This window comes from Nocardia transvalensis NBRC 15921 (assembly GCF_000308875.1).
GTDB classification, from domain to species: domain Bacteria; phylum Actinomycetota; class Actinomycetes; order Mycobacteriales; family Mycobacteriaceae; genus Nocardia; species Nocardia transvalensis.
Genome location: NZ_BAGL01000016.1, coordinates 1 through 24966, shown reverse-complemented (window position 1 = coordinate 24966; position 24966 = coordinate 1). Strand labels below are relative to the sequence as shown.

Here is a 24966-nt window from a genome sequence, read left to right as displayed (position 1 = left end):
TAGACCTCAGGCCGGGCGGTATTCGCGGGTGCGGGCGCCTCGGGATGACGAAGAGTTCAGTGCCTGGACCGCGGCGACCAGGGGGGCGAGTTCGGGGTCGGCGGCGGCTTGGCGTAGGGCTCCCGCCAGGGCCTCGTCGTAGCCGGGGCGGGCGCGGGCGAGTAGGTCCATGCCCGCCGGGGTGACATCGGTGTAGATGCCGCGGCGGTCGTCGGGGCACAGGTAGCGCTGGAGCAGGCCGCGGTCCTCGAGGCGGGTGACCAGGCGGGTGGTCGCGCTCTGGCTCAGCGCCACCGAATCCGCGACCTGGTTCATCCGCAGATGCCCGCCCGGCCCGTCGTGCTGGCGGCTCAGCACCACCAGCACCGAATACTCGCGGACGCTCAGCTCGTGCGCCTGCAGCACGCGCTCGAGATGCGCCTCGATCCGGTCGTGCAGCACCGACAGCGCGCACCAGCCATCGGCGAGACCGGTCAGGGCGGCATCCGCGGTCATGAATTCCTCCTGGGTACGGGACGTCCCACCAGGATAACCGGCCCACGCAATAGCCAGCGCTTGCAATTAGTCCGCGTATGCAATTAATGTCGACGCCTGTAATGCTCGCCCGCAAGACTCAGTGGAGGCTCCACCCCATGCCGCTCGCACTGCTCGCCCTCACACTCGGGGCCTTCGCCATCGGCACCACCGAATTCATCGTGGTCGGCCTGCTCCCGGGCATCGCCGACAGCTATGCCGTCTCCATCCCCACCGCCGGATGGCTGGTCACGGGCTATGCGCTCGGCGTACTGGCCGGGGCGCCGATCATGACCGGGCTCGGAACCCGGGTCTCCCGCAAGCGGATGCTGCTGCTCAGCCTGCTGCTGCTCATCGGCGGCAACGCGCTGTCGGCGGCCGCGCCGAACTTCGGGCTGATGCTGACCGGCCGGATCGTCGCGTCGCTGGCGCACGGCGCGTTCTTCGGCATCGGCGCGGTCGTCGCGGGCGGGCTGGTGAGCAAGGACCGGCGGGCTGGTGCGATCGCACTCATGTTCACCGGGCTCACCGTCGCGACCGTGGTCGGCGTGCCGCTGAGCACCCTGCTCGGCCAGCACTTCGGCTGGCGGCTGGCCTTCACGCTGGTGGCCGCGGTCGGCGTCCTCGCCTTCGCGGGCGTCGTCGCGCTGGTCCCCGAGCAGCCCGCACCGCGGGACGCGCGGCTGCGCCACGAACTGGCGGTGCTCGCGAATCCCCAGGTGCTGCTGGCCATGGCGATGACCGTGCTCGGCTTCGGCGGCGTCTTCGCGGCGATCACCTATCTGGCGCCGATGATGACCGAGGTCACCGGATTCGCCGACAGCTCGGTCACCTGGATCATGGTCCTGTTCGGGCTCGGCTTCCTCATCGGCAACCTGATCGGCGGCCGCTACGCCGACCGGCACCTGATGCCCATGCTGTACATCACGCTCGGCGCGCTCGCGGTGGTCCTCGGCCTGTTCACGCTGACCGCGCACAACAAGATCGCCGCGGGAATCACCGTAATGCTCATCGGCGCACTGGGTTTCGCGACCGTCCCGCCGCTCCAGAAACGAGTACTCGACCAGGCGGCCAGCGCGCCCACCCTGGCCTCGGCGCTCAATATCGGCGCCTTCAACCTGGGCAATGCCCTGGCCGCCTGGCTCGGCGGCCTGGTCATCGCCGCGGGGTTCGGCTACACCGCCCCCAACTGGGTCGGGGTACTGCTGTCCGGGAGTGCGCTGGGGCTGGCGGTGCTGTCGGGCGCGCTCGAACGGCGGAAGCCGGATCACTCACCATCGGGGAGTTCGCGCACACCTCCCTTGTCCGCGGATTGGGCCAGCAGGGCGTAGGCGCGCAGGGCCTTCGACACCGGGCGATCGCGGTTCATGGGACGGAATCCAATGTCGGACTGCCGGACGCGGCGGGCCGCCAGTTGCTCGTCCGGGACGTCCAAAACTAGGGTGCGGGCGGGGATATCGATGCCGATCGTGTCGCCGTCGGCGACCAGCGCGATCACTCCGCCGGCCGCCGCCTCCGGGGAGAGGTGGCCGATCGACAGCCCGGAGCTGCCGCCGGAGAATCGCCCGTCGGTGACGATCGCGACCGAACCCGCGAGCCCGCGGCCCTTGAGATACGCGGTGGGGTGCAGCATTTCCTGCATTCCCGGGCCGCCGCGCGGGCCCTCGTACCGGATCACCAGCACATCCCCGGCCCGGACGCGCCCGGACAGGATGGCGTCGACCGCCTCCTCCTGCGATTCGGCCACGACCGCCCGGCCGGTGAAGGTGCGCATCGCGTCGGGCACGCCCGCGGACTTGACCACCGCGCCGTCGGGCGCGAGATTGCCGCGCAGCACGGCCAGACCACCGTCGGCCGAATACGCGTGCGCCACATCGCGAATGCACCCGTGCTCCGCATCCGTATCGAGGGACTCCCAGCGCGCCGACTGGGAAAACGCCGTGGCCGACCGCATTCCGCCGGGCGCGGCATGGAACAGCTCGACGGCCTCCGGTGCCGGATCGGTCCCGCGCACATCCCACTCCCGCAGCCAGGAGTCCAGCGAATCGGCATGCACCGCAGACACATTCGTATGCAGATGCCCTGCCCGGGACAGCTCGCCGAGGATGGCCGGGATGCCTCCGGCGCGATGCACGTCCTCCATCAGATAGCTGCCGTTGGGCGCCACCTTGCACAGGCACGGGACGTTCCGCGAGCGGTCCTCGATATCGCCCAGCGTGTAGTCCAGCTCCGCCTCCCGGGCCGCGGCCAGCAGGTGCAGCACCGTATTGGTGGAACCGCCCATCGCCAGGTCCAGGGCCATCGCGTTGTCGAAGGCCGCGCGGGAGCCGATCGCGCGGGGCAGTACCGAATCGTCGTCCTTCTCGTAGTAGCGGCGGGTGATCTCCATGACCGTGCGCCCGGCCCGCTCGTAGAGGTCGCGGCGCGCGGTGTGCGTGGCCAGCGTGGTGCCGTTGCCCGGCAGGCCCAGACCGAGGGCCTCGACCAGGCAGTTCATCGAGTTGGCGGTGAACATGCCGGCGCAGGATCCGCAGGTGGGACAGGCATTCTCCTCGATGCGGGACAGATCCTCGTCGGACACGGTGTCGTTGACGGCCTCGCTCATGGTGGTGATGAGATCGAGCCGCCGCGCGGTCCCGTCGGTCAGCACCGTGCGACCGCCCTCCATCGGACCGCCGGAAACGAAGACGGTCGGGATGTTCAGCCGCATCGCCGCGAGCAGCATGCCCGGCGTGATCTTGTCGCAGTTCGAGATGCACACCAGCGCGTCGGCGCAGTGCGCCTGCACCATGTACTCGATCGAGTCGGCGATCAGGTCGCGCGAGGGCAGCGAGTACAGCATCCCGCCGTGGCCCATCGCGATCCCGTCGTCGACGGCGATGGTGTTGAACTCGCGCGGGATGCCGCCCGCCTCCCGGACCGCCTCGCTCACGATGCGGCCCACCGGCTGCAGATGGGTGTGACCGGGCACGAATTCGGTGAAGCTGTTCGCCACGGCGACAACCGGTTTCGCCCCGATATCGGCGCTCGGCACCCCGGAGGCGCGCATGAGCGCGCGGGCGCCGGCCATATTGCGTCCGTGGGTGACCGTCCGTGATCTCAGTTCAGGCATGAACCGATCGTGCTGGTGCGCCGCGGACGAGCGAAGACGGCGGTTGTGCTGGTAGTGGGAGTACCAGTAGTTAGGCTGGGATGGTGTCCCGGACCAGCGCTGATACCCGGTCGACCCGCGCATTAGGCCCCGGCTCGGAGGCGGGACAACGATGAGCGGCCGGCGTGACCGTACATCCGGGCCCGGCGACCAGCGGCGAGCGGAACTGGGCGACTTTCTCCAGGCGCGCCGCAGGCACCTGGATCCGACTGCGGTCGGCCTGCCGCCACCCGGACCACGTCGGCGAGGCGGGTTGCGGCGCGAGGAAGTCGCGACCCTGTCCGGCGTGAGCGCCACCTGGTACACGTGGCTGGAGCAAGGGCGCGAGATCCAGCCGTCGCGGCAGGTGCTCGACGCGCTCGCCCGCACCCTGCGGCTGACTCCCACCGAACACAGCTACATCCTGTCGCTGGCCGGATACGCGCCGCTGCACGAATCACCCGACGCCACAACGGCTTCCGCGCCCGAACATGTCCAGCGCCTGCTCGACGCGCTGGACTTCCCCGCGTACGCCATCGCCCCGGACTGGCAGATCAGCGGCTGGAATCGCGCCTACGCCGAGCTGTATCCGAATGTGGCGACGGTCGCCCCGGCCGACCGCAACCTGCTGTGGCTGGTGTTCACCGACCCGTACGTGCGCGACCTGCTGCCGGACTGGCAGGTGACCAGCCGCCGCTTCCTCGCCGAATTCCGCGCCGAGGCCGGTCCGCGGCTGGGCGACCTCGCGCGGACCCCGGCGATCCAGCGCCTGCTGGAGGTCAGCCCGGAGTTCCGCGCGGGCTGGAACAGCCACGACATCGAGGGCTTCACCTCACGGGAGCGGATGTTCCACCATCCCGAGCGCGGCGAACTGCGCTACGAGCACCATCGCCTCGCGCCCGCCGATCACCCGGACCTGCATCTGGTGATCTACACGCCCGTGACGCGAGCGAATCAGTAGGCCGAGAAGACGTTGTCGATCGTGCCGTACCGGTTGGCGGCGTAGTTGCAGGCCGCGGCGATGTTGGCGACCGGATCGAAGATGTCCCACGACGTCCCGTCCACATGGAACGCGGCGAAGGTGGGATCGATGACCTGCATCAGACCCTTGGAGGGGATGCCGGCCGCGGCGTTGGAGTCGTAGAGGTTGATCGCGGCCGGGTTGCCGCCCGACTCCCGCATGATGTTGCGGTAGATGCCGTCGTAGGTGGCCGGGATCCCGCGCTGGCCCAGGATGTGCAGGGCGTTGTGGATCCAGCCGTCCAGATCGTTCGTGAAGACCGGCGGCAGCAGGTCGGGCAGCGGCTGCGGGAGCGGCTGGAGGAACTGCCGCAGCTGATCCTGCTGATCCTGCGGCAACTGCCCGGCCTGCCGCTGCAGTTGCTGGGCGGGTTCCTGCAGCTCCGGCGGCACACCGGCGATCGGGGTCTCGGCGTACGCCTGCGCGGGCACCGCGAGCACGGCGGCGAAGGCGGCGAGCGGCAACAGTCTTCTCATATGCATGGGGGAACTCCGACAGCGCGCGAGTACCGCGGCGCCGGGGCCGTGGCTGTCGGCGTCGTCGATGCGGGCTGTTTTCTTTTATCGCGTGTGTTGTGGAAATGAGGGATTCAGTTGTCCGCGAACAGGACGCGGTGCACCGCGCGCCGAGTCGGGATCGGCGACAGAGGCGGAGCCGTAGCGGTGGAGGGACGTCTCGGCGTCGGATACCACCCGCGGCAAACAGACTTGCGGTCTGTTTCCTGGCACATCACAGACTGATTGCGAAAGGTTAATAGAATCTGAACTACAGGTGAACTTATAGTTCTATTACGCTGAGAGAAATCCACGGAGCAGGCGGTATGGAGTCATCGATCACAGTGCGGTGAACCGGCCGGACGCCCTCGCGAGGAGTTGTAGATCAATTGCCACACCCGTCGAAGCGCAAGATCGAGGCCGCCATACCGCCCCCTTTTCCGGCCGTCCCCGCCCTTTTCCGGCCGTCCCCGCCCCCTTTCCGGCCATCCCGCCCCCTTTTCCGGCATGCTTTTGGCCGGAAACCCCGGCGGCCGACGAGGGATCCCGGCCAAAAGCATGCCGGGAAAACGAAATACGGCGTGCCAGGGACGAAAGAGGGCGCGCCGAGACTTATTCCACCGTGACAGACTTGGCCAGGTTGCGCGGCTTGTCGATGTCGTAGCCGCGAGTCTGCGCCACCTCGGCCGCGAAGACCTGCAGCGGGACCGTCGACAGCAGCGGCTGGAACAGCGTCGGCGCGGCGGGGATCTCGATGAGGTGATCGGCGAACGGGCGCACCGTATCGTCGCCCTCCTCGGCGATCACGATGGTGCGGGCGCCGCGGGCCTGGATCTCGCGAATATTGCTGAGCAGCTTGGAATGCAGCACCGCGCGCCCCTTCGGCGACGGCATCACCACGATCACCGGCAGGCCGTCCTCGATCAACGCGATCGGGCCGTGCTTGAGCTCACCGGCGGCGAAGCCCTCGGCGTGCATGTACGCCAATTCCTTGAGCTTCAGCGCACCCTCCAGCGCCACCGGATAACCCACGTGGCGGCCCAGGAACAGCACCGTCGGGACGTTCGCGAACTGGCGGGCGATCGCCCGCACCTGCGGCGCCGTCTCCAGCACCCGCTCGACGAGTGTGGGCATCGCCTCCAGCTCGCCGAATTCGCGCGCCACCTCGTCGGGATACTTGGTGCCGCGCGCCTGCGCGAGGGCAAGTCCCACAAGGTAATTCGCGGTGATCTGGGCGAGGAACGCCTTGGTCGAGGCCACCCCGATCTCGGGCCCGGTGCGGGTGTAGACCACGGCGTCGGACTCGCGGGGAATCTGCGCGCCGTTGGTGTTGCAGATGGCCAGTACGCGAGCCTTCTGCTCCTTGGCGTGCCGCACCGCCTCCAGGGTGTCGGCGGTCTCGCCGGACTGCGAGATCGCCACCACCAGCGTGGAGCGGTCCAGAACCGGGTCGCGGTAACGGAATTCGCTGGCCAGCTCCACCTCGACCGGCACCCGCGTCCAATGCTCGATCGCGTACTTGGCCAGCAGGCCCGCGTGATACGAACTGCCACAGGCGACCACGAAGACCTTGTCGAACTCGCGCAGCTCCTGTTCGGCGAGACGCTGCTCGTCCAGCACGATGCGGCCGTTCGCGAAGTGACCGATCAGCGTCTCGGCGACACCGGCCGGCTGCTCCTCGATCTCCTTGAGCATGAAGTAGTCGTGGCCGCCCTTCTCGGCGGCGGCGAGATCCCAGTCGATGGTGAACGGGCGGGTGCGCACGCCGTCGGTCTCGCCGTCGAAATCCGTGACCTCGTAGGTGTCCGCGGTGATCACCACCGCCTGGTCCTGGCCCAATTCGACGGCCTCGCGGGTGTGCTCGATGAACGCGGTGACATCGGAGGCGATGAACATCTCCCCCTCGCCGACGCCCACGACCAGCGGCGTGGAGCGGCGCGCCGCCACGATCGTGCCGGGGTGATCGGCGTGCGTGAACACCAGCGTGAACGCGCCCTCCAGCCGGCGCAGCACGGCCAGCGCGCTGGCGACGAAATCACCGGCGGTCGGTCCGGCGGCGTACGCCTGCGCGACCAGGTGCACCGCGACCTCGGTGTCGGTATCGCTGCGCAACTCCACACCGGCGGCCTCGAGTTCGCCGCGCAGCGGGGCGAAGTTCTCGATGATGCCGTTGTGCACCACCGCGACCGACCCCGAGGCGTCGCGATGCGGGTGCGCGTTGCGGTCGGTCGGCGCGCCGTGGGTCGCCCAGCGGGTGTGGCCCATCCCGGTCGTCCCGCTGAAGCGGGCGGCGCCCGCCTCGCCGAGTTCGGCCTCCAGATTGGCCAGCCGGCCCGCCTTGCGCTCCACCGCGATGGCGCCCGCGCCGTCCAGGATCGCCACGCCCGCGGAGTCGTACCCCCTGTACTCCATGCGGCGTAGCGCGTCCACGACGACGCCGAGCGCGTCCCGGTATCCGACGTAGCCAACGATTCCGCACATGGTGTCTCAGCGTACTTGGAGCCGGGAGCACGAGCGACGGGGCCGCAGGGCCCGGATCCGGACGGTGATCGGGTCCGCGCGAACCGCCTGTCAAGACGTCGGATTCGCGCGCGCGATGGGCTCCGACCTGGGCGTGTCCGGGAGAGTGAACCCGATCACCGATATGCCGGCCGCGTCCGGGCCGGGCGAAACGCCGCGCGGCGGCCGTCATCGGATAAGTTCGAGCGCGTGTCGGCGTCAGTGAAGTCTCTTCTGAGTACCCTCTGCACCCCCGGCCCGCACCGGGTCATGCGCGGCAACCTGGGCATCGCGGGGCAGCCGGGCGTGGTGTTCACCCCGGAAAAGGGCCTCAATCTGCCCGCGGTCGTCTTCGGGCACGGCTGGCTCGCCGGTGTCGGCAACTACCGCAAGCTGCTCGAACACCTCGCGTCCTGGGGGTTCGTCGCGGCCGGTCCGGACACCGAGCGCGGGCCGATCCCGTCGCACCTGAACCTCGCGACGGACCTGGTCACCACCCTCGATATCTGCACCGGCGTGCGCCTGGGCAACGGCGCTGTCAGTGTGCATCCCGACAAACTCGCCCTGGCCGGCCACGGCATGGGCGCGGGCGCCGCCGTCATCGCCGCGGCCCAGCGCCCGGTCGCCGCCGTCGCGGCGCTCTACCCCGCGCCCACCGCCCCGTCCGCCGAATCGCTGGCGCCCGATATCGAGTCGCCCGCCCTCATCCTGGCCGGCGACGATATCGATTCGGTCGGCTCCAACGCCATCCCGCTCGCCGCGGCCTGGGGCGGCCCGATGATCCTGCGCGCGGTCGACAAGGCGACCCACAACGGCATCGTCGAGGGCCGCCGCGCCCTGGCCGCCCTGGGCGCCGCGAAGTACGAGACCAAGACCGACCGCACCACCCGCGGCCTGCTCGTCGGATACCTCACCTACCAGCTGCTGGGCGATAAGACCTACAAGCCTTTCGCCGATCCCGAGGCCGCCCTCCCGCACACCCGCGTCGTCGATCCGGAGGCCGTGGACGAGGAGGAGCCGGAGAAGCCGTCCAAACTGCAACTGCTGCAAGCGGTTCAGATGCTGCGGAAGTAACAGGTTCTCGTTTCGGCGGCGGGTGACGTTGCGGCGCCCACCGGCTCGATGATGAAATCTCCCGGTCGATGGAACCGGACGCCGCCCCGCTGCGTCGGATTCATCGAGAGAGTTGTCGGGGAGATGGGGTGAGCACGGTGGCCGGAATACGTTTCGACCCTGACGCGATGCGGGCGACACAGCCCAAGTTCGCGACGCTGTCGGATACGGTGCGGACCGCGCTGGCCGACCTGAAGCGCGTGATCGATGCCGAGGGCGAGTGCTGGGGCAGCGACGAGACGGGAAAGTCGTTCGCGCAGAATTACACCCCGGGCGTCGGCGACGGGCTCACGGGGATCGGCGCACTCGCGGGCGCCGTCGGCAAATTCGGGGACTCGGTGACCGCCACCGCGAACCTGTTGCAGCAGACCGATCAGGAGCACGCGGCCGCACTGAAGCAGCAACAGTCCTGACATGGGCATAGAGATCCCCGACTCACTGCAGTGGGTTGCGAAATGGGTGCTGGGCGCGGGTGATTGGCCCGAGGGCGACGAGACGGCCATGCGCCGCGTCGCCGACGGCTGGACCCAGGCGGCGACCACACTCGGCGGCCTCGAGGACGACGCCGCGCAGCTGATGGGCGCGGTCCTCGGCGCGATCGAGGCCGGACAGGCCCACGACGCCCTCGACCAGGCCGGTAAGCAGCTGTCGGGCGAAGACGGCGCACTGCAGAAGATGGTCAAATGGTGCGAGAAGCAGGCCGAACTGCTCGACGACGGCGCCAACGACATCGAGCACACCAAGCTGGTGATCATCGCGACGATGATCATCACGGCCGCCCAGATGGCCTGGGCGCTGACGGGTGTGGGTGCGACCGTCAGCGCGGCGGCGCGAGTCGCCGCGCAGGTAACCATCCGGATGGCGATCCGGCAGTTGATCTCCCGAATGCTGACCCGCGCCGCGCTCAAGGCCGCCGCCCGCGCCGCACTGATCGAGGCCGGATGGGGCGCGCTCGAGGAGGGCGGCGTCGACCTCGGCGCCCGCCTGCTCCAAGTCGCCAAGGGCGACCGCTCCACCGACAAGCTCGGCATCGGCGACTCGATCCAGGCCGCGGTCGGCGGGGCCGCCGGCGGCGCGGTCGGCGGGGTATTCGGCAAGAGCGGCATCGGGGACCTGGCCGACAACGCCGGCAGCACCGTCGGCAAACTCGCCGGGCGCGCGGTCGCCGACACCGGCGGCGAACTGGCCGCCGACGCCGCCGGTCAGGTGGCCTCCGCCGGCTTCGGCGCCGCCTTCCTGGACCAGGAGTTCAAGGTCGATTTCACCGCCGACGGCCTCGCCAACGCGGCCGTCGGCGGCACCCACAGCGCGCTCACACACGGTGGGGGGCACTCGGATTCGGGCGAACACGGTGGGGAACCCGACTCGGGTGGCGGGGGTGACCCGGGGCCTACTGAGCCCGCGGGGAATACCGACACTGCTCCCCAACCGTCCGGCGGCACACCTGCTCAGCCCTCAGGGGCTGGTGGCACGCCGACTCAGCCGTCCGGTGCCGGTGGCACGCCCACCCAGCCGTCGGGGACTGGTGCCACGCCATCCGACGGTGGCGGCTCACCCAGCCAGCCCTCGGGAACCGGCAACTCGCCCAACCACTCACCGGACAGCAGCCCCACCCAGCCCTCGGGGAACAGCGGCGCGCCTCCGTCCGACGGCGCCGCACCTACTCACCCCGACAGCGGCACGCCCAACCACTCGTCCGAACCTGGTGGCGCACCGACCCACCCATCAGATAGCGCCACACCTACTCACGCGGACACCGGTACGCCCAGCCAACCCACCGAAACCAGTGGCGCACCGACCAATTCGTCGGATAGCGGCGCACCTACTCACGCCGACACCGGTACGCACACGCAGCCATCGGACAGTGGCTCCCCCGCTCCCTCACAAGACAGCGGCGCGCACAACCAGCCGACGGGCACTGGGCCCGGGCAGTCGGCTGGGACCAACAGCGCACCGGCCGAGCCGTCGAGCGGTGATACGCACGCCCAGCATCCCGGCACCGATGGCACGCACAGTCAGCCGTCGGATTCCGGCGCTCAAACGTCGGGGACCGGTGCGCCCCAACACTCTTCGGATGGGGGCTCGCCGTCCGATAGCGGCGGTGCGACGACCCCGCATTCGCCCGGCGACACGTCATCGCCAGGGGCAGACCTGGGACAACACGGCCCACATGATTCAGGCGCGCAGCCATCCCACAACATCCCATCCCAGGACCCCGGCGTCACGACTCCGGGGACTACTCCGGGCATAGATACCGCTGGCCCGCAACACAATCCGGCACCGACAGACCCTTCCTCGTCGACCGGCAGTGCACACGACACCCCCTCCGACACCACTGCCGCATCCACCCAGACCGCTTCTGCCCCGCCGACGACAGGCACATCCGGAGTCCCGAGCATGGGTGGCCTCGGCTCCGCTTCGCCCACCCCGGACGCCGGGCACCGCTCCACGGCCCCCACCCACACCCCGGCATCCGAGACATCGGGCCTCAACTCACCCACTCCCCCCGGCAGCACGCCAACCCGCCCGGACGCAGCCCAACAACGTCCCGACAACACGCCTCGCACCACCCCTGGACGTCCTACCTCAGAGCCCGCACGCCACGAGAACACGACACCACCCACCAGCGCCGATCCCGCGCGCTCGCGTCCCGACCCTCGCCGTGCCGATCCCGCCGCACGCCCCGACGGGACACTGACCAATCCAGGAAGAGATTCAGATGGCCATCACTCCGGAGGAGAATCTGCGCACAGCCCGGGAGATCCTCGGCCCGACACTGCGGGACGAGCGCGGTCCGGAAGCTCGAGCGAAGATGGATCAGGCTATCGCCTGGCTACGGGAGATGGAGGAGAGCGAGCAGCCCCCGGCGACCGAGGAACAGCAGAAGAACTGGGACCGCTGGCGCGACTCGGAACTGAAGCGGATCGAGCGCAATCAGGGCAACGCTTCGGAGTAGATCCGGAACCTGTCGCCCAGCCGCCGGATCGCCACGGCTTCGACCCGGAACGACACAAATATGTCGCCCGGTACGACAACGGCCGGCTGATCCCGCCCGACCCCATGTACGGCGGCATGTACAGCCCGGAAATCCGCCGGTACCAGCCGACCTGGGAAGAGATCCAGACCGCGAAGGCACATCCGCCGGGCGAGAGCCCCGATGATGTGCAGGTACGCAAGTACCTGGAGTCGCAACGCGCGGATTCTTCCCCGAATTACCAACAGCCACAGAACCATTCGTCTCCGAGGCAGACAACACACGCTCCCGAGTCGAACGTTCCGGCCACGCATGCGGCGCCTCCCTCGGCCGACGGGCGCGACCACTCACCCACCCCACCCGGGCCGGACGGATCGCCGCAGTGGGCACATCAGGACCCACTGCACCACGTCAAAGCGTCACAGCTGCCCGACTGGTGGCCCCGCACGGCCGACACCCCCGGACCCGACCATGGTCCCGCCCCCACCCATACCGCCTCGCCCGACCGATCGGAGCCCCACTCCGCTCCGCGGCCCGAGGACCGCGCACAACCACAGATTCCGGGCGAACACCTCACTCGCGCACCGGAATCGGGCCCACCGGACGTCGGCCGATCCCAGCACCCGAACAACCCGCCCCAGCCCCACCGGCCCGGGCCATCACCACACTCCCCCGTCCCGCCGAGCCAACGGCCGACACCCACCGTCCCACCGAACCACCAGCAAACACCCCAGGTCTCGCCGAACCGTCAGCAGACACCCCCGGTCTCACCGAACCACCAGCGGACACCTTCCACACCGCCTGACAACCGGCAGTCCGCTACGCCGCCGAACCAACGGCCGGCGCCACAGCTACCGCCGAATCACCGGCCGACGCCCGCTGTCACCCAACATCATCCGTCGCAAACACCGAATGTCCCGGCGGGACCGCACCACCCCGCCGACCCCGGCCACCGGCCCTCGCCGGAGATGCAGCACGCCGCCGAGGCCCGCCAGGCGCGCGAGTTCTTCCGGAACCAGATGCCGGAGAACGGCCGCACCACCCCGGTCACCACCGGCGACCCCAACCGCCCACCCGCCTACGACGTCCGCCGCTACCCGAACGCCCGCGGCGGCCCGATCTCGGTCGTCAGCGTCCGAGTCCACGTATCCGTCGACGGCCACATCCCACCCCACGCGGTCAACCAGCTGTGGGAAAACATGCAACTGGCCTCGGACCGCAACTTCAACCACGGCCAACGCCTCCTCTCCGGCGACCGAGTCCTCATCGACATCGTCCACACCCCCGACCCGAACGCCGCCAACGTCCGCATGCACGTCAGCGACCGCCCGGGCCCCAACACCTGGCACCCGAACACCCACCCCGAAGCCATCGCCCACGCCCTCCGAGACCAACTCGGCCTCCCGCCGGACAACGGGAACGGCCTCAGCCCCAACGACATCCGCCAGATAAGCAACGACATCGCACACGCGAATACCCCGGCACCGTTCGGTAACCCGTCGGACCTCAGGGCATTTGGCATCGGTCGTCTCAGTGGCGTCGAGCGCCCCGAATATCAGTCGGCCGTCGAGGACGCGCTACGCGACGGCAACCGTTTTCTCATCGGTGCCGACCCGCGTACGAACCCATACGGCCAGCTGATCAATGACGGGGGCAACACCGTACGTGGGCGTGGCAACAATTGTCTGGATTGCTCGTTGTCGGCGTTGTCTTCCTTCCACGGGCGACCAGAGGTCGCCGCGCCGCGGTGGCGAGACCTGCTTCCCGACAACTCCGACGACACGAGAAGCGGAGAACAAGGTGGACTACAACGTGCCGAGTCGTGGATCGGTGGCACCTGGCAAAATTTCAACGACGGTCGCGCTGTGCCCGATCAATTCACCGCACTTCACAATTGGGTCAGCCAGATGGGACCAGGCTCTTCCGCACTGGTAGTCAACGCGTGGCAAGGAGGCGGCAGTCATGCCACCGCCATCGTCTATCCGCACGGCGCCAGTGGACCGGTGTGGTGGGACCCCCAGGCCAGAACGATGCTGGATCACCCGCCGAGTTCAATGGTCGGTAATTCGAGCAATTTGATGTTCATGACAACGTCTCCGCAGCAAGGAGCAGGCAATGCCGGAGTTGGAAACCAGGGAACAAGTGGAACAGTTGCTGGCACAGATCTTCCATCCCGACCGCAGGTTCCGGATGCTGGAGGCCCCGTACGGGTGGGTGTGCACGCCGGTCCTGACGCCGGAGGAGACGGCGGCAGGACGGGATCTCGGACTGACGAAGCTGATGGTCGATTCCCGGACCGGCACGGTGATCGAGTACCCGAGCTGGGCGATGGAGATGGTGGCCGAGGACTACACGGACGCGGTACAGACCGGCAGGCCCCCGCAGGGCAGACAGATCTACCCACATCAATGGCGAGTGAACTATCGCCGGACCGCGGAGAATCCGGAGACCGTCGACTATCAAGTGACGGTGGAGCATCTGGGTCAGCCGAACCCGGACGAGGAGTACCGGCTGACGATCGACAAGCGGACCCTCACCTATCGGCCGCCGGCCCTGCTGGCGGAAACAGTGCTCGCGTGGACGGAAATGCAGAACCGGCGGGACGGAGCCTGGCCGGAACAGGGGACGTTCGAGGACTAGACGCTCAGCGTCCTGACGGTCGATGGGTAGGCGTGCCCGAGTCTCGGTCGCCGGAAACCTTATCGCCCGAACAGGTTTCGCCGACCGCTTCCCGGTCCACCGCGCCATCGGCACCGGCGCACCCGGAGCCCGCGGAGCACGGGCCGGCGGGAGACGATCGGCAGTTCGACAAGCCGTCGGACGACGGTGCCGAGAGGGGGCCTGTGGCCGTCGCCGGCCATTCGCCCGCCGACACACCGTCATTGCCGCACGACGAATATTTCGACGCCGACGGCACGCCGATCCCGACCGAGAATCTCACTCACCCCGATCTCGAAACCACCGAACGGGAGCGGCTGCAAGCTATCGAGCGGCGTCTGTCCGCGGACGCGCAGGCGTACCGGGACGAGCACGGACGCTGGCCGACCCCGGATCCGGGCGTCGGGCGCGGCCATCCTGCGGTCGAGGCACTGCTGCCGGACGGATACGACCCGAATCACGGGATGAGCCGCGACGAGCGGATCCAGTCGATCACCGGGCCGGACGGAAATCTGGCCTGGGCCGACGGCACCGTCCATCCCAACGGGTTCATGTCCGCCACCGATCGGCATCCGGTCGTGCTGCAACCCGGCCGGGTGATCGACCGATTCGGTGGTCCGAACGGGAAGTTCACCTCCCCGCCCGGTGTGCCGTATCCGGAACGGGCGCTGCCCCCGACAAATCTGGACGGTAGCTCCTATCACCAGTACGAGGTGATCAGGCCACTGCCCGTGTGGGAGGGCGGAATCGCGCCGCAGATGGGCGAACCCGGGCTGGGCGTCCAGCATTTCCTGCCGGTATCGGTATCCGCGCTGATCGAGGGCGGGTACCTGCGAGAAATTCCGCCGCAGGCCCACGCGCCTTCGTCCGGGCACGGCACGGAGCCGCCGTCTGACCATGATCATGACGTTCCGGTCGCCGCCGGTCTGGAAGAGAACGGGACTCCTGTTCTCTCGCCGCAGACCCACCCGTTGGGACGCCCGGGCTTCTCGGTGATGGCCGAGGACGACCAGTTCTACCGGAACGCGCGAAAAGCACTGAAACCGCTGCCCGGACACTACGACGTCGTCGCGCACGGCACACCCGGATCGGTATCCATGGACTCGACCGACGGCCGGTCACTCTCGCCGAGAGAACTTGCCGAAATCATTCGCCACAGATCCGACTATGAACCGGGGACGCCTATCAGGTTGCTGTCGTGCAATACGGGGCATGCCGACGGCACCTTCGCACGCCAACTCGCGCAGGCGCTGGGCACGGACGTTATCGCGCCGGACGGATACTTGTATCTCAACGGTCACGGTAGGATGGGCGTCGACAGCGAAAACAAAGAAATTTCGTACTGGGACGTCAAGCGTCTGCCCGGCACGTTCCATCGATATTCGCCCGATGGCAACGTTACGGAACTGACAGACAGATCCGAATGGGAAGGATGATCTGAAGTGCGCATGCTTCCGGTGTTTCAGGAAGTGCAACACAAAGGTGGAGAAAAGCTTCCCCGGACGACGCTCCGCGAGCGCATCGGGCGGCTCGCCGACGATTTGCGTGGACCGCTGTCGGAGTATCTGCTGGATTCGACGTGCCTGATGGTGACCCAGTCGGATGACGATCCGCTCGATCCGAGCAAGAAGAGGTCCGTGCCGCACGGGTGGATCACCGACGGTGAATGGGCGTGGCCGGCGTATTGGGGGTATTTCGTCAAGAATTACGGAGTCGAGGTGCCTGCGGAATTCATCGAACACGCGCGCTCGAAGGAATTCCGGCCGGACGAGTTGTCCGAGGACGAACTGGAACGGGCGGCGCAGGAACTCGAGAACCAGTTCGGTTCCGACAAGTGAGTGGTGCGGGGACGAGAGGGATTGCCAGTGGATTTCAATGAACTCGGGGTGATTCTCCGAGGACTCGGGGTGCCCGACTCCGTGGCATCGGTGGGTAAGTATGCGGACGATCACTACTGTCTGGTGCCGACCGATGAGGGTAAATACGAGGTCTTCTGGTACGAGCGTGGGGGTAAATACGACTTCTGCGTGTACGACAGCGAGTCGGCGGGGTGTTTCGGGTTTCTCGGGTTGATCGGCGGCGGTCTGAGTGGGATCCAGCCGGTGCTGCGCGGGCAGGGGGTCCGCAACGCACTCGGCGGCGCGTCCATCGCGCAACCCTCGGTCCGGAGTCTGATCGACGGGGATGAGGGCACCGTCTTCGGCGGCCTCTCCGAGCAGGAATGGATCGAGCGGTTCGTCGTTCCCGAGGACCACGGGCTTCCGATCGGGCAGCGCCGGTTGATCTGGCCCGACGGGAGGCAGCATCCGGACGGGTTCGCCTCACCGACCGATCGCGCACCAGCCCGGCTCGAGCCCGGTCGTCTCATGGATTCCTTCGGCCCCACCTTCACGCGCCTGCTCTACGACTTGGGCACTCCCTTCGGAACACGGTCCCTGCCACTCGATTACGCGCAATCCGGTTACCGGCGGTGGCGTGTGCTGAAGCCGACCGCGGTATGGGTCGGGCCGACCGCACCGTGGTTCGGTCGCCCGGGCGGCGGCAAGCAGTACTTCACCCTGATGCCGGCGGCCGATCTGGTCGGGGCGGGTTTCATCGAGGAGATGGACAAGTGACGTCGTTCGCGAACCTTTTCCCGCAGGACCCGATCAGCCAACTCGCGCGCTTCTCCAAGGTCGACGTCCCCGGCGCCCTCGTCTCGGAAGGCCGTGTGCGCGAACAGACCTGGTGCCTGATCCAGGCTCCCGACGGCTGGTGGGACGTCTTCTACTACGAACGCGGCAGCCGCACCGAAACCCTCGGCCGCGCCGAAACCCGCACCGCCGCCCTCCGCCTGCTCGGCGGCCGCCTCCTCTACACCGACATCCTCAACCGCGCCCCCGACTGACGGGCGTTGCGGACTGCCCTCACTCCAGCCAGCTCTTGCGGCGGTAGTAGGCGTCGTCCTCGTCTTCGTCGTCGACCGGGGCGACGAACTGGTTGGCCTTGCGGGCCGCCGCGGCGCGGGCTATCGCTTCGCGTTGTTCGCGGGCCTCGGCTTCCAGGCGCTCTTTTTCCTCGGCCTCGGCTTTGGCCTTCTCGAGCTCTTCGCCGTACTCGTCCCAGAACTCGCGCATCTGTTGTGCGGATCGTTCGGCCAATTCGCGTGAGCGGTTGGCGATGTGTGCGTTGAATTCGGCCAGTTCGTCGACCAGTATCTGTTCCCGGCGCCGGCATTCTTGTGCGATGCGCTCGATTTCTTCGGCGTGACTCACCTTGTGGGTACCTCAGATCATCTCTACAGCGGTCCGGCTTCGGCCAGTTCCGCCCCGGAGTCGAACGGGCCTTCGGGGGGTTCTGCCGTGGCGGGCCGGCGGCCTGGTCGGGCTTGTGCTCGGGTTGTTGCCCGCGCTGCCCGCCGGGCGGACCGGATATCGGGCCATCTGGGGGAGGCTGCCGATCCTGCTGTCCGCCCGCGGAACTCGAGTCACCTCCGGCCGAATGGGGTTTCGGCTGACCGGGCGGTAGTCCGTTCTGCCCGTCGGGCGGTCCGTCCTGATCTCCGGGCGGAGGCCCTTGCCGCTGATCGCCCGGCGCGGGGTCGCCCGAACCCTCCGGCTTGTGCTCGCCGTCCGGCAACCCGCCCTCGTCGGCCCCGTCGCCTTCACCAGGTTTCGGGTCGCCCTCGCCGGGCTCCCCCTCCTCGGTGGAGATCACCGGATTGCCGTGCTCGTCCAGCTTCACGCTGAACGACTTCTTTTCGCCATTGTCTCCGGACATCGCCAGCTTCAACTCGCCGTTGGGGCCCATCTCGAACTTCAGATGCTTACCAGCGACATCGAATTCGGCCTTGGGCGTCCCACTCGCGTTCTGCGGCTGCGTAATCTGCTGAAGCTGCCCCATCGCTCCGTCGAGGCCCTGCTGAACCATCCCGGACAGCGACGAAACCCCCTGCGTCAGGGTCTGGCCTAGGCTGCTGGCCAGCTGCGTACCCTGACTGGCCAGCTGACTGAGCTGAGCCAGGCCGTCGACACTGCTCGTCGTGGTCGGCGTGGTGCCGGTCGGAGTCACCGGAGTGGTCGCGGGGCTCGGACCGGGCGACGGCCCCGGGCCGGGGCTCGGACCGGGTGACGGACCGGGCGTCGACGGAGTCTGCGTTCCCGCCGGACGCGGATAGCCCGCGGGCGACAGCTTCTCCATCGAGTCCACAATTTCCTTGTAGACCGCCTCGACACCCACATTGGCCTGGGTGCAGGCCTCCTTGAATTTCGTCACCTTGTTCTGGTAGTCGGGTTTGAAGATATCTTCGACCCATTCCCGGCACCGAGTCTGAACGCGGTGAATATAGGCGTTGTCACTGTCGTAGATACCCGCACCCGAAACCAGGGAATGCAGAGTCGAAACAATGTTCTCGTCCGGATCGAGGTCCGGGAATATATTCTTGATCCTGCTGATCAGCGTGGTATTCCACAGGCCCAGGTCCCATGTCGCGCCGGCGGTGACACCGGAAATAATGGTGTCGATATCTCCGGGCGTCTTACCGTCGATCTTGATGTCGATTCCGTTTTCGAGAATCTGCTCGACGACAGCCGCTTTGATCCGAACCGCCGCACGCAGGCCACCGGGCGCCTTGGCAACGGAATCCTTGATGGCCTGGACCGCCGCCTTATCCGTCCCGGCGCGGTCCAACTGCTCGTTCAGCAGCGACAGGGCCAACTCGGCCGACGACCCCTGCCAGAGCGAACTCAGGTTCTGGGCCTCGCGGCGCTGGGTATCCAGCTGGGTCCCGACCGCGCCGAGCATCTTCTCCAAGTCCGTCGCCATCGTCGCGAACTTGGCGTCGTCCATGCCCTTCTGCTGGTCGTACAGCTGCGCGAGGGTGCCGTATGCGGGTGTTCCGGCGGGCAGGTTGCCGCCACACGCACGCTGATATCTGACCTCGAAATTCTCGAAGTACAACAGGCTCTTGGACGCGATGTCCATAAGGGTCTTGACGTCGGCATCGGCGGGGATACTGAACTTCTCACCCGACATTGATCAACCCCCTGGGGACGGACGACGACATACCGCGATACCCCACCACCATCATTTTTTCCCGGTGTCCAGAGTTGTGGCGTTCTCCTTGTCGGTATTCGAGTACGTCACCGACGCGGAGCCGAATGCGTCGGCCGTCGCATTGGTCGCTTGCACCCAGTGATCGAGCCAGCTGCCGACCTTCTCGAGACCGTCGTGGATCTTGGCGCCCTGCGCGGCATAGGCGGCCCCCGCCTTGGCAGCCTCGAACTGGTTGTTGTGGACGTCCTTCGCCCGGGTGCTCACCTCTGTTGCCGAGTTACGCAGCGACTGTGCCAGCCGCTGCAGCGCTACGGTATCGACGACGACATTTTCGGTCATCCGCGTACCTCATCCCCTCCATCGCGTTCGGCCTCCGGGCTTCGGACGGTCCGAGGTCGGCTCAGTCCTACCAACCTTTGACGCGCGCCGACGGCTCCCGGTTCCATCGACAGCCGACGCACCGCGTGCGCGACCGGCCCGCAGGGAATCTACTTCCCCAGCTGCCCCTTGTCCGTCCGGACCCACTCGCTGGTGCCGTCGGGGTGCTGGTGGAATTCCCAGGCGGCGTAGGCGCCGTCTTTTTCCATGGTGGTGACGTGGTCGGCGTAGCCGTCGTGGTCGGTGTCGGTCCAGATGTCGGTGCCGTTGGGGGTTTGGACGGATTCGGTGTCGGGTATGCCGTCCGCGTCGATGTCCTGGGTGGGGTGGTGGAGTTCGACGGCGCCGAGGCCGCCGAGATCGGAGTGCGCATCGACGTCCGGCAGGTTCAGACCCGGCAGATCGTCCGATGTCATCATGTGCTGCTCCTCGGGGCGTGCGGCGGATTTCCGTCCATCTTGGCATCCGCCGGGGTCCTCGCGCAGCCCTCCTGTGTACAACCGGTCCGGTGCGAGCGAGATCACGTATCCGACGCAGGTCGTTGCCTGTGGATAACTATGAGCGCCTCGGGGGTTCCACCGGACCGGACACCGGTTCCGCTGCCTGGCAACGGAACCCGGGCCGCGGCGCCGACCAGGTTTGCCAGGGCGGAGCCGGAAGGTGGGATCTCGCGCCCGCGCGCGGCCTCACGCCTTCGGGATCACCACCCAAAGAATGAGGTACAGGATGAACTGCGGGCCGGGCAGCAGGCAGGACAGGACGAACAGCAGGCGCACGACGGTGGCGCTCCAGCCGAAGTATTCGGCGAGGCCGCCGCAGACGCCGCCGATCCACTTGTCGTTGCGGGACCGGGTGAGCCGGCGGGTGGGGGCGGTCATGGGATCTCTCCTTCTCTCGATCGGTACGACTCCACTCTGCGCCGCCGCGTGCCCGCCCGGCATCGGGCGCCGGACCCATCCGCACCCTGATTTTCCCGGGGCCGGACTCAGGGTCGGACCCCGAGCACGGCAGACTCACCACTGTGAGCGAGCGTGCGAGCGAACCATGGATGCAGCGCGCGGCGCGCACGGCGACACCGAGCGCCAGCGAGGTGTGGGCGTGAGCGCCACCCTGCATGCCCGCGGCCTGGCGGCCGGTCACGGCGAGCGCATCCTGTTCAGCGACCTCGACCTGGTCCTCGCGCCGGGCGATGTGATCGGACTCGTCGGCGTGAACGGCGCGGGCAAGTCCACACTGCTGCGGATGCTGGCCGATCGCACCGCGGCGACCGGCGAGATCACGCTCAGCCCGCCCGACGCGACGGTCGGCTACCTCGCGCAGGAGCCCGAGCGCGTACCGGACGAGACGATCACCGGCTTCCTGACCCGGCGGACGGGGGTGGCCGCGGCGCAGCGGGTCATGGACGCCGCCGCCGAGAAACTCGCCGATTCCGCGGACGGCGACGACGAGTACACCCCCGCCCTGGAGCGCTGGCTGGCGCTCGGCGGCGCGGATCTGGACCAGCGCGCCGCGGAGGTCACGGCCGAACTGGGCCTGCTGAACGGACTTCCGAACGGCCTGGACACCCCCATGACGGCGCTGTCGGGCGGTCAGGCGGCGCGGGCCGGGCTGGCCTCGGTCCTGCTGTCCCGCTTCGACATCCTGCTGCTCGACGAGCCCACCAACGACCTCGATCTGGACGGGCTGGAGCGACTGGAGCGGTTCGTCACCGGCGTCCGGGTGCCACTGATGGTGATCAGCCACGACCGGGAGTTCTTGGCGCGCACGGTGAATCGGATCGTCGAGCTGGATCTGGCGCAGCAGCAGGTCGACGTGTACGACGGCGGCTACGAGTCGTATCTGGCCGAGCGCGAGATCGCCCGCCGCCACGCCCGCGAGGCCTACGAGGAGTTCGCCGACACCAAGGCCGCGCTGGAGTCGCGCGCGGTGACGCAGCGCAACTGGATGGAACACGGCGTGCGCAACGCCCGGCGCAAGGCGCGCGATCCGCGAAAGGTGGACTCGGACAAGGCCGGTCGCAAGATGCGCGCCGAGTCCACCGAGAAACAGGCATCGAAGGTCCGCCAGACGCTGCGCCGCATCGAACGGCTGGACGCCGTCGAGGAGCCGCGCAAGGAGTGGGAGCTGCGGATGTCGATCGCCGCGGCGCCGCGCAGCGGATCGGTGGTCGCGACGGTGTCCGGCGCCACCGTCACCCGCGGCGAGTTCACGCTGGGACCCGTGACGGCACAGGTGGATTGGGGCGACCGGATCGTGCTGACCGGCGCCAACGGATCCGGGAAGTCGATGCTGCTCGCGGTGCTGCTGGGCAAGATCCGGCCGGACGGTGGATCGGCGGCTCTCGGGTCGGGGGTGGCGGTCGGCGAGGTCGATCAGGCACGCGGGCTGTTCCGCGGAAACGCCACGCCCGCCGATACTTTCAGCGCCGAGGTGCCGGACTGGGCCGAGGCCGACATCCGCACGCTCCTCGCGAAATTCGGCCTGCGGGGACCACATGTGCTGCGCCCCAACGACACTCTCTCCCCCGGCGAGCGCACCCGCGCCGCCCTCGCGCTGTTGCAGGCGCGCGGCGTGAACCTGCTGGTCCTCGACGAGCCCACCCAACCACCTCGACCTGCCCGCCATCGAACAGCTGGAACAGGCCGTCGACTCGTTCACCGGGACACTGCTGCTGGTCACCCACGACCGCCGCATGCTGGAGAGCGTGCGCGCCACGCGGCGCTGGAGTATGGACCGCGGCCGGCTCCGGGAAGAGCGGTGAGATCGGTGGTTTCCTAGTACTTTTCGCCGGCTTCGTACACGCGCGGTTCCGACCGCGTGCCGTCCGTCGGCTTGTGCCACTCCAGCGAGTACCGCCAGAACAGCCTGCGCCGCACTCGCACTCCGGGCAGCAGCGCCTCGGCCACCCGCCGGGCCTCGCGGGTGGTCAGCGGCGGGTCCAGGACGACGGGCATCGCGGGATCCTGATCGACCGCGAACCAGCGGCCACGCCCGAGCACGCGCAGCAGGAAGAACAGGCCCGCCAGAACCCGGTGGGCGACCATCGCCACCAGGTCGAACGGCACCTCGCGCGGATCGAATCGCGGAAGCGCCACGGCGGCCAGCACTCCGCCGGGCCGCAGCGCGCGGGCCAGGACGGGCAGCGCCTCGTCGAGCGGCACGTGGTGCAGCGCGGTCACCGAGACGATCGCGTCGTAGTTCTCCTCGGGGAACTCCCAGTCCAGGACGTCACCGAGAATGCAGGTGACATTGCCGGGGACCGTGCGCATCGCGCTGTCGATCATGTCCGGCGAGCGGTCGATCGCGTCCACATGCTCGGCGTACCGGGCGAGTTCGGCCGCGAAGGCGCCCGTCCCGCACCCGACGTCGAGAATCCGGCGGCTCGGCCGCGGCACACGGCGGGCGAGCATGCGGCTGTAGAAGGCATTGTGACTCCAGGCGAACATCGTCGGTCACCCTACCGGCGATCGGATCTCACCCGGGGTTGATCGTGGTGATCAGCGTGCGGTTGGAGATCACGCGCGTGGTGATGATCTGGGTGAAGGAGTGCGGCTGCTCCTCGGGCTGCTGCTGGGTGAGGCGGACCTCCCACTGGCCCTCCTCGCCGGAGCGGGTGATCCGCACGCAGTAGCGGGTGCCGACGGGGACCTGGTTGATACCGCGCTGGATCTGTTCGGCCGCGGGCACATTCGCGTCGTCGGAGACCACCGCGCGCGCCGCGAAACCGGAACGCTGCACGTAGTAGGCGCGTTCGAAGGCGAGGATGGCGTCGGGGCCGTTGCTGGTGCCGCCGGGATCGGTGCCGGAGACGATATCGGCGGTGCGGCGCTGCTCGCAGTCGTCCGTCGCGAACGTCGTGGGCTGGGTGGTCGGGGCCGCCGGAGCCGCCGTCGCGCGGGGCGGAGCGGCCTGGGCCGCGGTCGTCTTGGCGGCTACCGTCGGCGTCCGGTCCCGCTTGGTGTGGATGACGGTCAGCACGATGGCCACGACCACGATGCCCAGGCCGATCATGGTCAGCGCGGCGACCGCCTTGTCCCGGCGACGGGTGTCGGTGTGCTGCTGCCGACGCGGATGACGCAGCCGGGGACCCGGATTGCCCCCGGACCGGTCGACGATCGCCGGGATGAGGCCCGAGTTGTCCTCCTCGGGGAACTCCTCACCCCACGATTCCGGCGGTTCGGTCCGCTGCACCGAGACCGACGACTCCCGTTGCCGGGCGGGCTGATTCAGCCACTGCTCCCAGTCGCCCGGGTCGTACGGCGGCCCGCCCCCGGCGGGTAGGTCCTCGGGCAAGTCGACCTCCGGCGGTGGACGGCGACGACGTGATCCGCGACGGCCGGGCCGGCGCCGCTTCTGCTTGTGAACCGGCATCCGCACCATCGGCAGGCCCGTGTCGAACGGGTTGCTGTCGTCCGGGTCCGGCGGGCCTGAGTCAGAGCGTGTCATCGCCGAAGTCGCCGATGACGGCGGCCGGGACCGTCTCCTCGACCATCGCCGGGACCGTCACCCCCAGCTGGCCCTCGCCGCGCGGCTTGTGATCCTGATCGCCCGAGGACGGCGGCGGCAGTGCGAGACCACCGGCGGCGCCGGGCGGGACATGGTCGGGCGCGGCCGGTTTCGGTGCGGGCGGGGCCGCCTCCGGGCTGCTGTCGGACGGCGGCACAACCGGGGACGGCGGCGGGGGCGGCGTCGCCGGAGCGGCCGGGGCGGCCTTGAGGTCCGCCTTCTCGGGACCGGCGGGCGCACCCGAGGCCGGCGGGATGACGACGCCGCCCGGCGTCGTCCCCGAGGGGGAGGTCGACTGACCGCTCTGGCCGGTACCGCCGAAATCGAAGAGTTTGCCGCTACCGCTGCCGCCGGTCGAGGCGCCGTCGGCCGCACCGGGATTGATGGCCTCGGTGATCGCCTTGTCCGCCGAGGCCGCCACGGTATCCATGGCGTGCGTGCCGACCTCGGCGATCTTGTCGATCAAGTGGGTGCCGATATCGACGCCCGCGCTGATCGCCGAGGTGCCGATCTGGACGCCGGCCGAGATCAGCTGCTGCTGCAACTGCATCTGCGCGGCGAGCGCCGGATCGATGGGCTGCCCGGGCACCTGGCCCGGCACCATGCCGCCGTACTGGCCCTGCGGAGACCATGCCTGCGGGACCGT

General features: G+C 68.6%; 22 protein-coding genes and 4 pseudogenes. 15 read left to right on the top strand and 11 right to left on the bottom strand.

The genetic code is table 11. The features are described 5' to 3' along the window. Nucleotides 1-6: 6 nt before the first annotated feature. Nucleotides 7-495 carry a MarR family winged helix-turn-helix transcriptional regulator gene (locus tag ON41_RS06715; RefSeq protein WP_040746090.1) on the bottom strand — a complete coding sequence of 163 codons (489 nt, stop codon included), beginning with the start codon at nucleotides 493-495 and terminating at the stop codon, nucleotides 7-9. 137 nt (nucleotides 496-632) lie between these two features. Between ON41_RS06715 and ON41_RS06710 the strand changes: the two genes are divergently transcribed. Beyond that, on the top strand, nucleotides 633-1844 hold the full coding sequence (locus ON41_RS06710; RefSeq protein WP_040746121.1) for an MFS transporter: 1212 nt from the start codon (nucleotides 633-635) through the stop codon (nucleotides 1842-1844). On the opposite strand, the gene ilvD is transcribed toward ON41_RS06710, so the two are convergent. Then, nucleotides 1781-3625 (bottom strand): dihydroxy-acid dehydratase, encoded by a 1845-nt coding sequence (gene ilvD / locus ON41_RS06705; RefSeq protein ID WP_040746089.1) that lies wholly within the window; start codon nucleotides 3623-3625, stop codon nucleotides 1781-1783. The two genes, ON41_RS06710 and ilvD, sit on opposite strands and share 64 nt — an antisense overlap. 151 nt (nucleotides 3626-3776) lie before the next feature. Between ilvD and ON41_RS06700 the strand changes: the two genes are divergently transcribed. Next, nucleotides 3777-4604, top strand: coding sequence for a helix-turn-helix transcriptional regulator (locus ON41_RS06700; RefSeq protein ID WP_051161055.1), 828 nt, complete (start codon nucleotides 3777-3779; stop codon nucleotides 4602-4604). Here the strand turns inward: ON41_RS06700 and ON41_RS40070 are convergent. Next, nucleotides 4598-5146: a transglycosylase SLT domain-containing protein gene (locus ON41_RS40070; protein ID WP_085995624.1), complete on the bottom strand. Its 549-nt coding sequence runs from the start codon at nucleotides 5144-5146 to the stop codon at nucleotides 4598-4600. The genes ON41_RS06700 and ON41_RS40070 overlap by 7 nt on opposite strands. Before the next feature lie 624 nt (nucleotides 5147-5770). Continuing rightward, nucleotides 5771-7639, bottom strand: coding sequence for a glutamine--fructose-6-phosphate transaminase (isomerizing) (glmS, locus tag ON41_RS06690; RefSeq protein ID WP_040746086.1), 1869 nt, complete (start codon nucleotides 7637-7639; stop codon nucleotides 5771-5773). A gap of 228 nt (nucleotides 7640-7867) precedes the next feature. On the opposite strand from glmS, the gene ON41_RS06685 reads away from it, so the two are divergent. The 10 genes and pseudogenes from ON41_RS06685 to ON41_RS06635 all read left to right on the top strand — a co-directional run bounded on the left by ON41_RS06685 (nucleotide 7868) and on the right by ON41_RS06635 (nucleotide 17289). Beyond that, nucleotides 7868-8731: a dienelactone hydrolase family protein gene (locus ON41_RS06685; RefSeq protein WP_040746085.1), complete on the top strand. Its 864-nt coding sequence runs from the start codon at nucleotides 7868-7870 to the stop codon at nucleotides 8729-8731. Between the two features lie 167 nt (nucleotides 8732-8898). After that, nucleotides 8899-9183, top strand: coding sequence for a hypothetical protein (locus ON41_RS06680; RefSeq protein WP_040746082.1), 285 nt, complete (start codon nucleotides 8899-8901; stop codon nucleotides 9181-9183). A 1-nt stretch (nucleotide 9184) separates the two neighbouring features. Continuing rightward, nucleotides 9185-9568 (top strand): annotated as a pseudogene (locus tag ON41_RS43935) (WXG100-like domain-containing protein); the annotation flags it as partial. Between the two features lie 1921 nt (nucleotides 9569-11489). After that, nucleotides 11490-11726, top strand: coding sequence for a hypothetical protein (locus ON41_RS06670; protein WP_040746078.1), 237 nt, complete (start codon nucleotides 11490-11492; stop codon nucleotides 11724-11726). Between the two features lie 104 nt (nucleotides 11727-11830). Further along, nucleotides 11831-13759 (top strand): annotated as a pseudogene (locus ON41_RS43720) (toxin glutamine deamidase domain-containing protein); the annotation flags it as partial. A gap of 100 nt (nucleotides 13760-13859) precedes the next feature. Next, complete coding sequence (locus tag ON41_RS42930; protein WP_246460988.1) at nucleotides 13860-14384, top strand: hypothetical protein; 525 nt, start codon at nucleotides 13860-13862, stop codon at nucleotides 14382-14384. A 482-nt stretch (nucleotides 14385-14866) separates the two neighbouring features. After that, complete coding sequence (locus ON41_RS42925; protein WP_246460986.1) at nucleotides 14867-15838, top strand: glycohydrolase toxin TNT-related protein; 972 nt, start codon at nucleotides 14867-14869, stop codon at nucleotides 15836-15838. Between the two features lie 12 nt (nucleotides 15839-15850). Then, a complete protein-coding gene (locus ON41_RS06645) occupies nucleotides 15851-16240 on the top strand; it encodes a hypothetical protein (RefSeq protein ID WP_040746072.1) in 390 nt (129 codons plus the stop codon). Nucleotides 16241-16309: 69 nt separating this feature from the next. Then, nucleotides 16310-17017, top strand: a complete 708-nt coding sequence (locus tag ON41_RS06640) for a TNT domain-containing protein (protein ID WP_246829462.1) — start codon at nucleotides 16310-16312, stop codon at nucleotides 17015-17017. After that, nucleotides 17014-17289, top strand: coding sequence for a hypothetical protein (locus ON41_RS06635; protein ID WP_040746067.1), 276 nt, complete (start codon nucleotides 17014-17016; stop codon nucleotides 17287-17289). Before ON41_RS06640 ends, ON41_RS06635 begins: the two co-directional genes overlap by 4 nt. A 19-nt stretch (nucleotides 17290-17308) precedes the next feature. On the opposite strand, the gene ON41_RS06630 is transcribed toward ON41_RS06635, so the two are convergent. Next, nucleotides 17309-17656 (bottom strand): hypothetical protein, encoded by a 348-nt coding sequence (locus tag ON41_RS06630; RefSeq protein ID WP_040746065.1) that lies wholly within the window; start codon nucleotides 17654-17656, stop codon nucleotides 17309-17311. A gap of 301 nt (nucleotides 17657-17957) precedes the next feature. Here ON41_RS06630 and ON41_RS06625 point away from each other — a divergent pair, with 301 nt between their 5' ends. Together ON41_RS06625 and ON41_RS06620 are read left to right on the top strand one after the other, a co-directional pair. Further along, the gene (locus ON41_RS06625) at nucleotides 17958-18353 is read left to right on the top strand and encodes a hypothetical protein (RefSeq protein ID WP_040746064.1); all 396 of its coding nucleotides are present in this window, start codon (nucleotides 17958-17960) and stop codon (nucleotides 18351-18353) included. A 366-nt stretch (nucleotides 18354-18719) separates the two neighbouring features. Next, on the top strand, nucleotides 18720-19418 hold the full coding sequence (locus ON41_RS06620) for a hypothetical protein (protein WP_157185386.1): 699 nt from the start codon (nucleotides 18720-18722) through the stop codon (nucleotides 19416-19418). Between the two features lie 48 nt (nucleotides 19419-19466). On the opposite strand, the gene ON41_RS06615 is transcribed toward ON41_RS06620, so the two are convergent. The 3 genes from ON41_RS06615 to ON41_RS06605 form a co-directional block, all read right to left on the bottom strand. Further along, nucleotides 19467-19775 carry a type VII secretion target gene (locus ON41_RS06615; RefSeq protein ID WP_040746059.1) on the bottom strand — a complete coding sequence of 103 codons (309 nt, stop codon included), beginning with the start codon at nucleotides 19773-19775 and terminating at the stop codon, nucleotides 19467-19469. A 149-nt stretch (nucleotides 19776-19924) separates the two neighbouring features. Further along, nucleotides 19925-20233, bottom strand: a complete 309-nt coding sequence (locus tag ON41_RS06610) for a DUF6802 family protein (RefSeq protein ID WP_040746057.1) — start codon at nucleotides 20231-20233, stop codon at nucleotides 19925-19927. Between the two features lie 267 nt (nucleotides 20234-20500). Then, a complete protein-coding gene (locus ON41_RS06605) occupies nucleotides 20501-20692 on the bottom strand; it encodes a PspC domain-containing protein (protein WP_040746055.1) in 192 nt (63 codons plus the stop codon). Nucleotides 20693-20912: 220 nt separating this feature from the next. On the opposite strand from ON41_RS06605, the pseudogene ON41_RS06600 reads away from it, so the two are divergent. Further along, a pseudogene (locus ON41_RS06600) lies at nucleotides 20913-22575 on the top strand (ABC-F family ATP-binding cassette domain-containing protein). A gap of 13 nt (nucleotides 22576-22588) precedes the next feature. Here the strand turns inward: ON41_RS06600 and ON41_RS06595 are convergent. The 3 genes and pseudogenes from ON41_RS06595 to ON41_RS43365 all read right to left on the bottom strand — a co-directional run. Further along, nucleotides 22589-23260: a class I SAM-dependent methyltransferase gene (locus ON41_RS06595; RefSeq protein ID WP_051161053.1), complete on the bottom strand. Its 672-nt coding sequence runs from the start codon at nucleotides 23258-23260 to the stop codon at nucleotides 22589-22591. A gap of 28 nt (nucleotides 23261-23288) precedes the next feature. Beyond that, complete coding sequence (locus ON41_RS38825; protein ID WP_051161052.1) at nucleotides 23289-24107, bottom strand: DUF8176 domain-containing protein; 819 nt, start codon at nucleotides 24105-24107, stop codon at nucleotides 23289-23291. 139 nt (nucleotides 24108-24246) lie between these two features. Further along, a pseudogene (locus ON41_RS43365) lies at nucleotides 24247-24966 on the bottom strand (hypothetical protein); the annotation flags it as partial.

What these genes read in the sequence shown, in the direction of transcription:
- ON41_RS06715 (WP_040746090.1), bottom strand. Translation starts at nt 495, where the DNA reads ATGACCGCGGATGCCGCCCTGACCGGTCTCGCCGATGGCTGGTGCGCG.
- ON41_RS06710 (WP_040746121.1), top strand. Translation starts at nt 633, where the DNA reads ATGCCGCTCGCACTGCTCGCCCTCACACTCGGGGCCTTCGCCATCGGC.
- ilvD (WP_040746089.1), bottom strand. Translation starts at nt 3,625, where the DNA reads ATGCCTGAACTGAGATCACGGACGGTCACCCACGGACGCAATATGGCC.
- ON41_RS06700 (WP_051161055.1), top strand. Translation starts at nt 3,777, where the DNA reads ATGAGCGGCCGGCGTGACCGTACATCCGGGCCCGGCGACCAGCGGCGA.
- ON41_RS40070 (WP_085995624.1), bottom strand. Translation starts at nt 5,146, where the DNA reads ATGCATATGAGAAGACTGTTGCCGCTCGCCGCCTTCGCCGCCGTGCTC.
- glmS (WP_040746086.1), bottom strand. Translation starts at nt 7,639, where the DNA reads ATGTGCGGAATCGTTGGCTACGTCGGATACCGGGACGCGCTCGGCGTC.
- ON41_RS06680 (WP_040746082.1), top strand. Translation starts at nt 8,899, where the DNA reads ATGCGGGCGACACAGCCCAAGTTCGCGACGCTGTCGGATACGGTGCGG.
- ON41_RS06670 (WP_040746078.1), top strand. Translation starts at nt 11,490, where the DNA reads ATGGCCATCACTCCGGAGGAGAATCTGCGCACAGCCCGGGAGATCCTC.
- ON41_RS42930 (WP_246460988.1), top strand. Translation starts at nt 13,860, where the DNA reads ATGCCGGAGTTGGAAACCAGGGAACAAGTGGAACAGTTGCTGGCACAG.
- ON41_RS42925 (WP_246460986.1), top strand. Translation starts at nt 14,867, where the DNA reads ATGAGCCGCGACGAGCGGATCCAGTCGATCACCGGGCCGGACGGAAAT.
- ON41_RS06645 (WP_040746072.1), top strand. Translation starts at nt 15,851, where the DNA reads ATGCTTCCGGTGTTTCAGGAAGTGCAACACAAAGGTGGAGAAAAGCTT.
- ON41_RS06615 (WP_040746059.1), bottom strand. Translation starts at nt 19,775, where the DNA reads ATGACCGAAAATGTCGTCGTCGATACCGTAGCGCTGCAGCGGCTGGCA.
- ON41_RS06610 (WP_040746057.1), bottom strand. Translation starts at nt 20,233, where the DNA reads ATGATGACATCGGACGATCTGCCGGGTCTGAACCTGCCGGACGTCGAT.
- ON41_RS06605 (WP_040746055.1), bottom strand. Translation starts at nt 20,692, where the DNA reads ATGACCGCCCCCACCCGCCGGCTCACCCGGTCCCGCAACGACAAGTGG.
- ON41_RS06595 (WP_051161053.1), bottom strand. Translation starts at nt 23,260, where the DNA reads ATGTTCGCCTGGAGTCACAATGCCTTCTACAGCCGCATGCTCGCCCGC.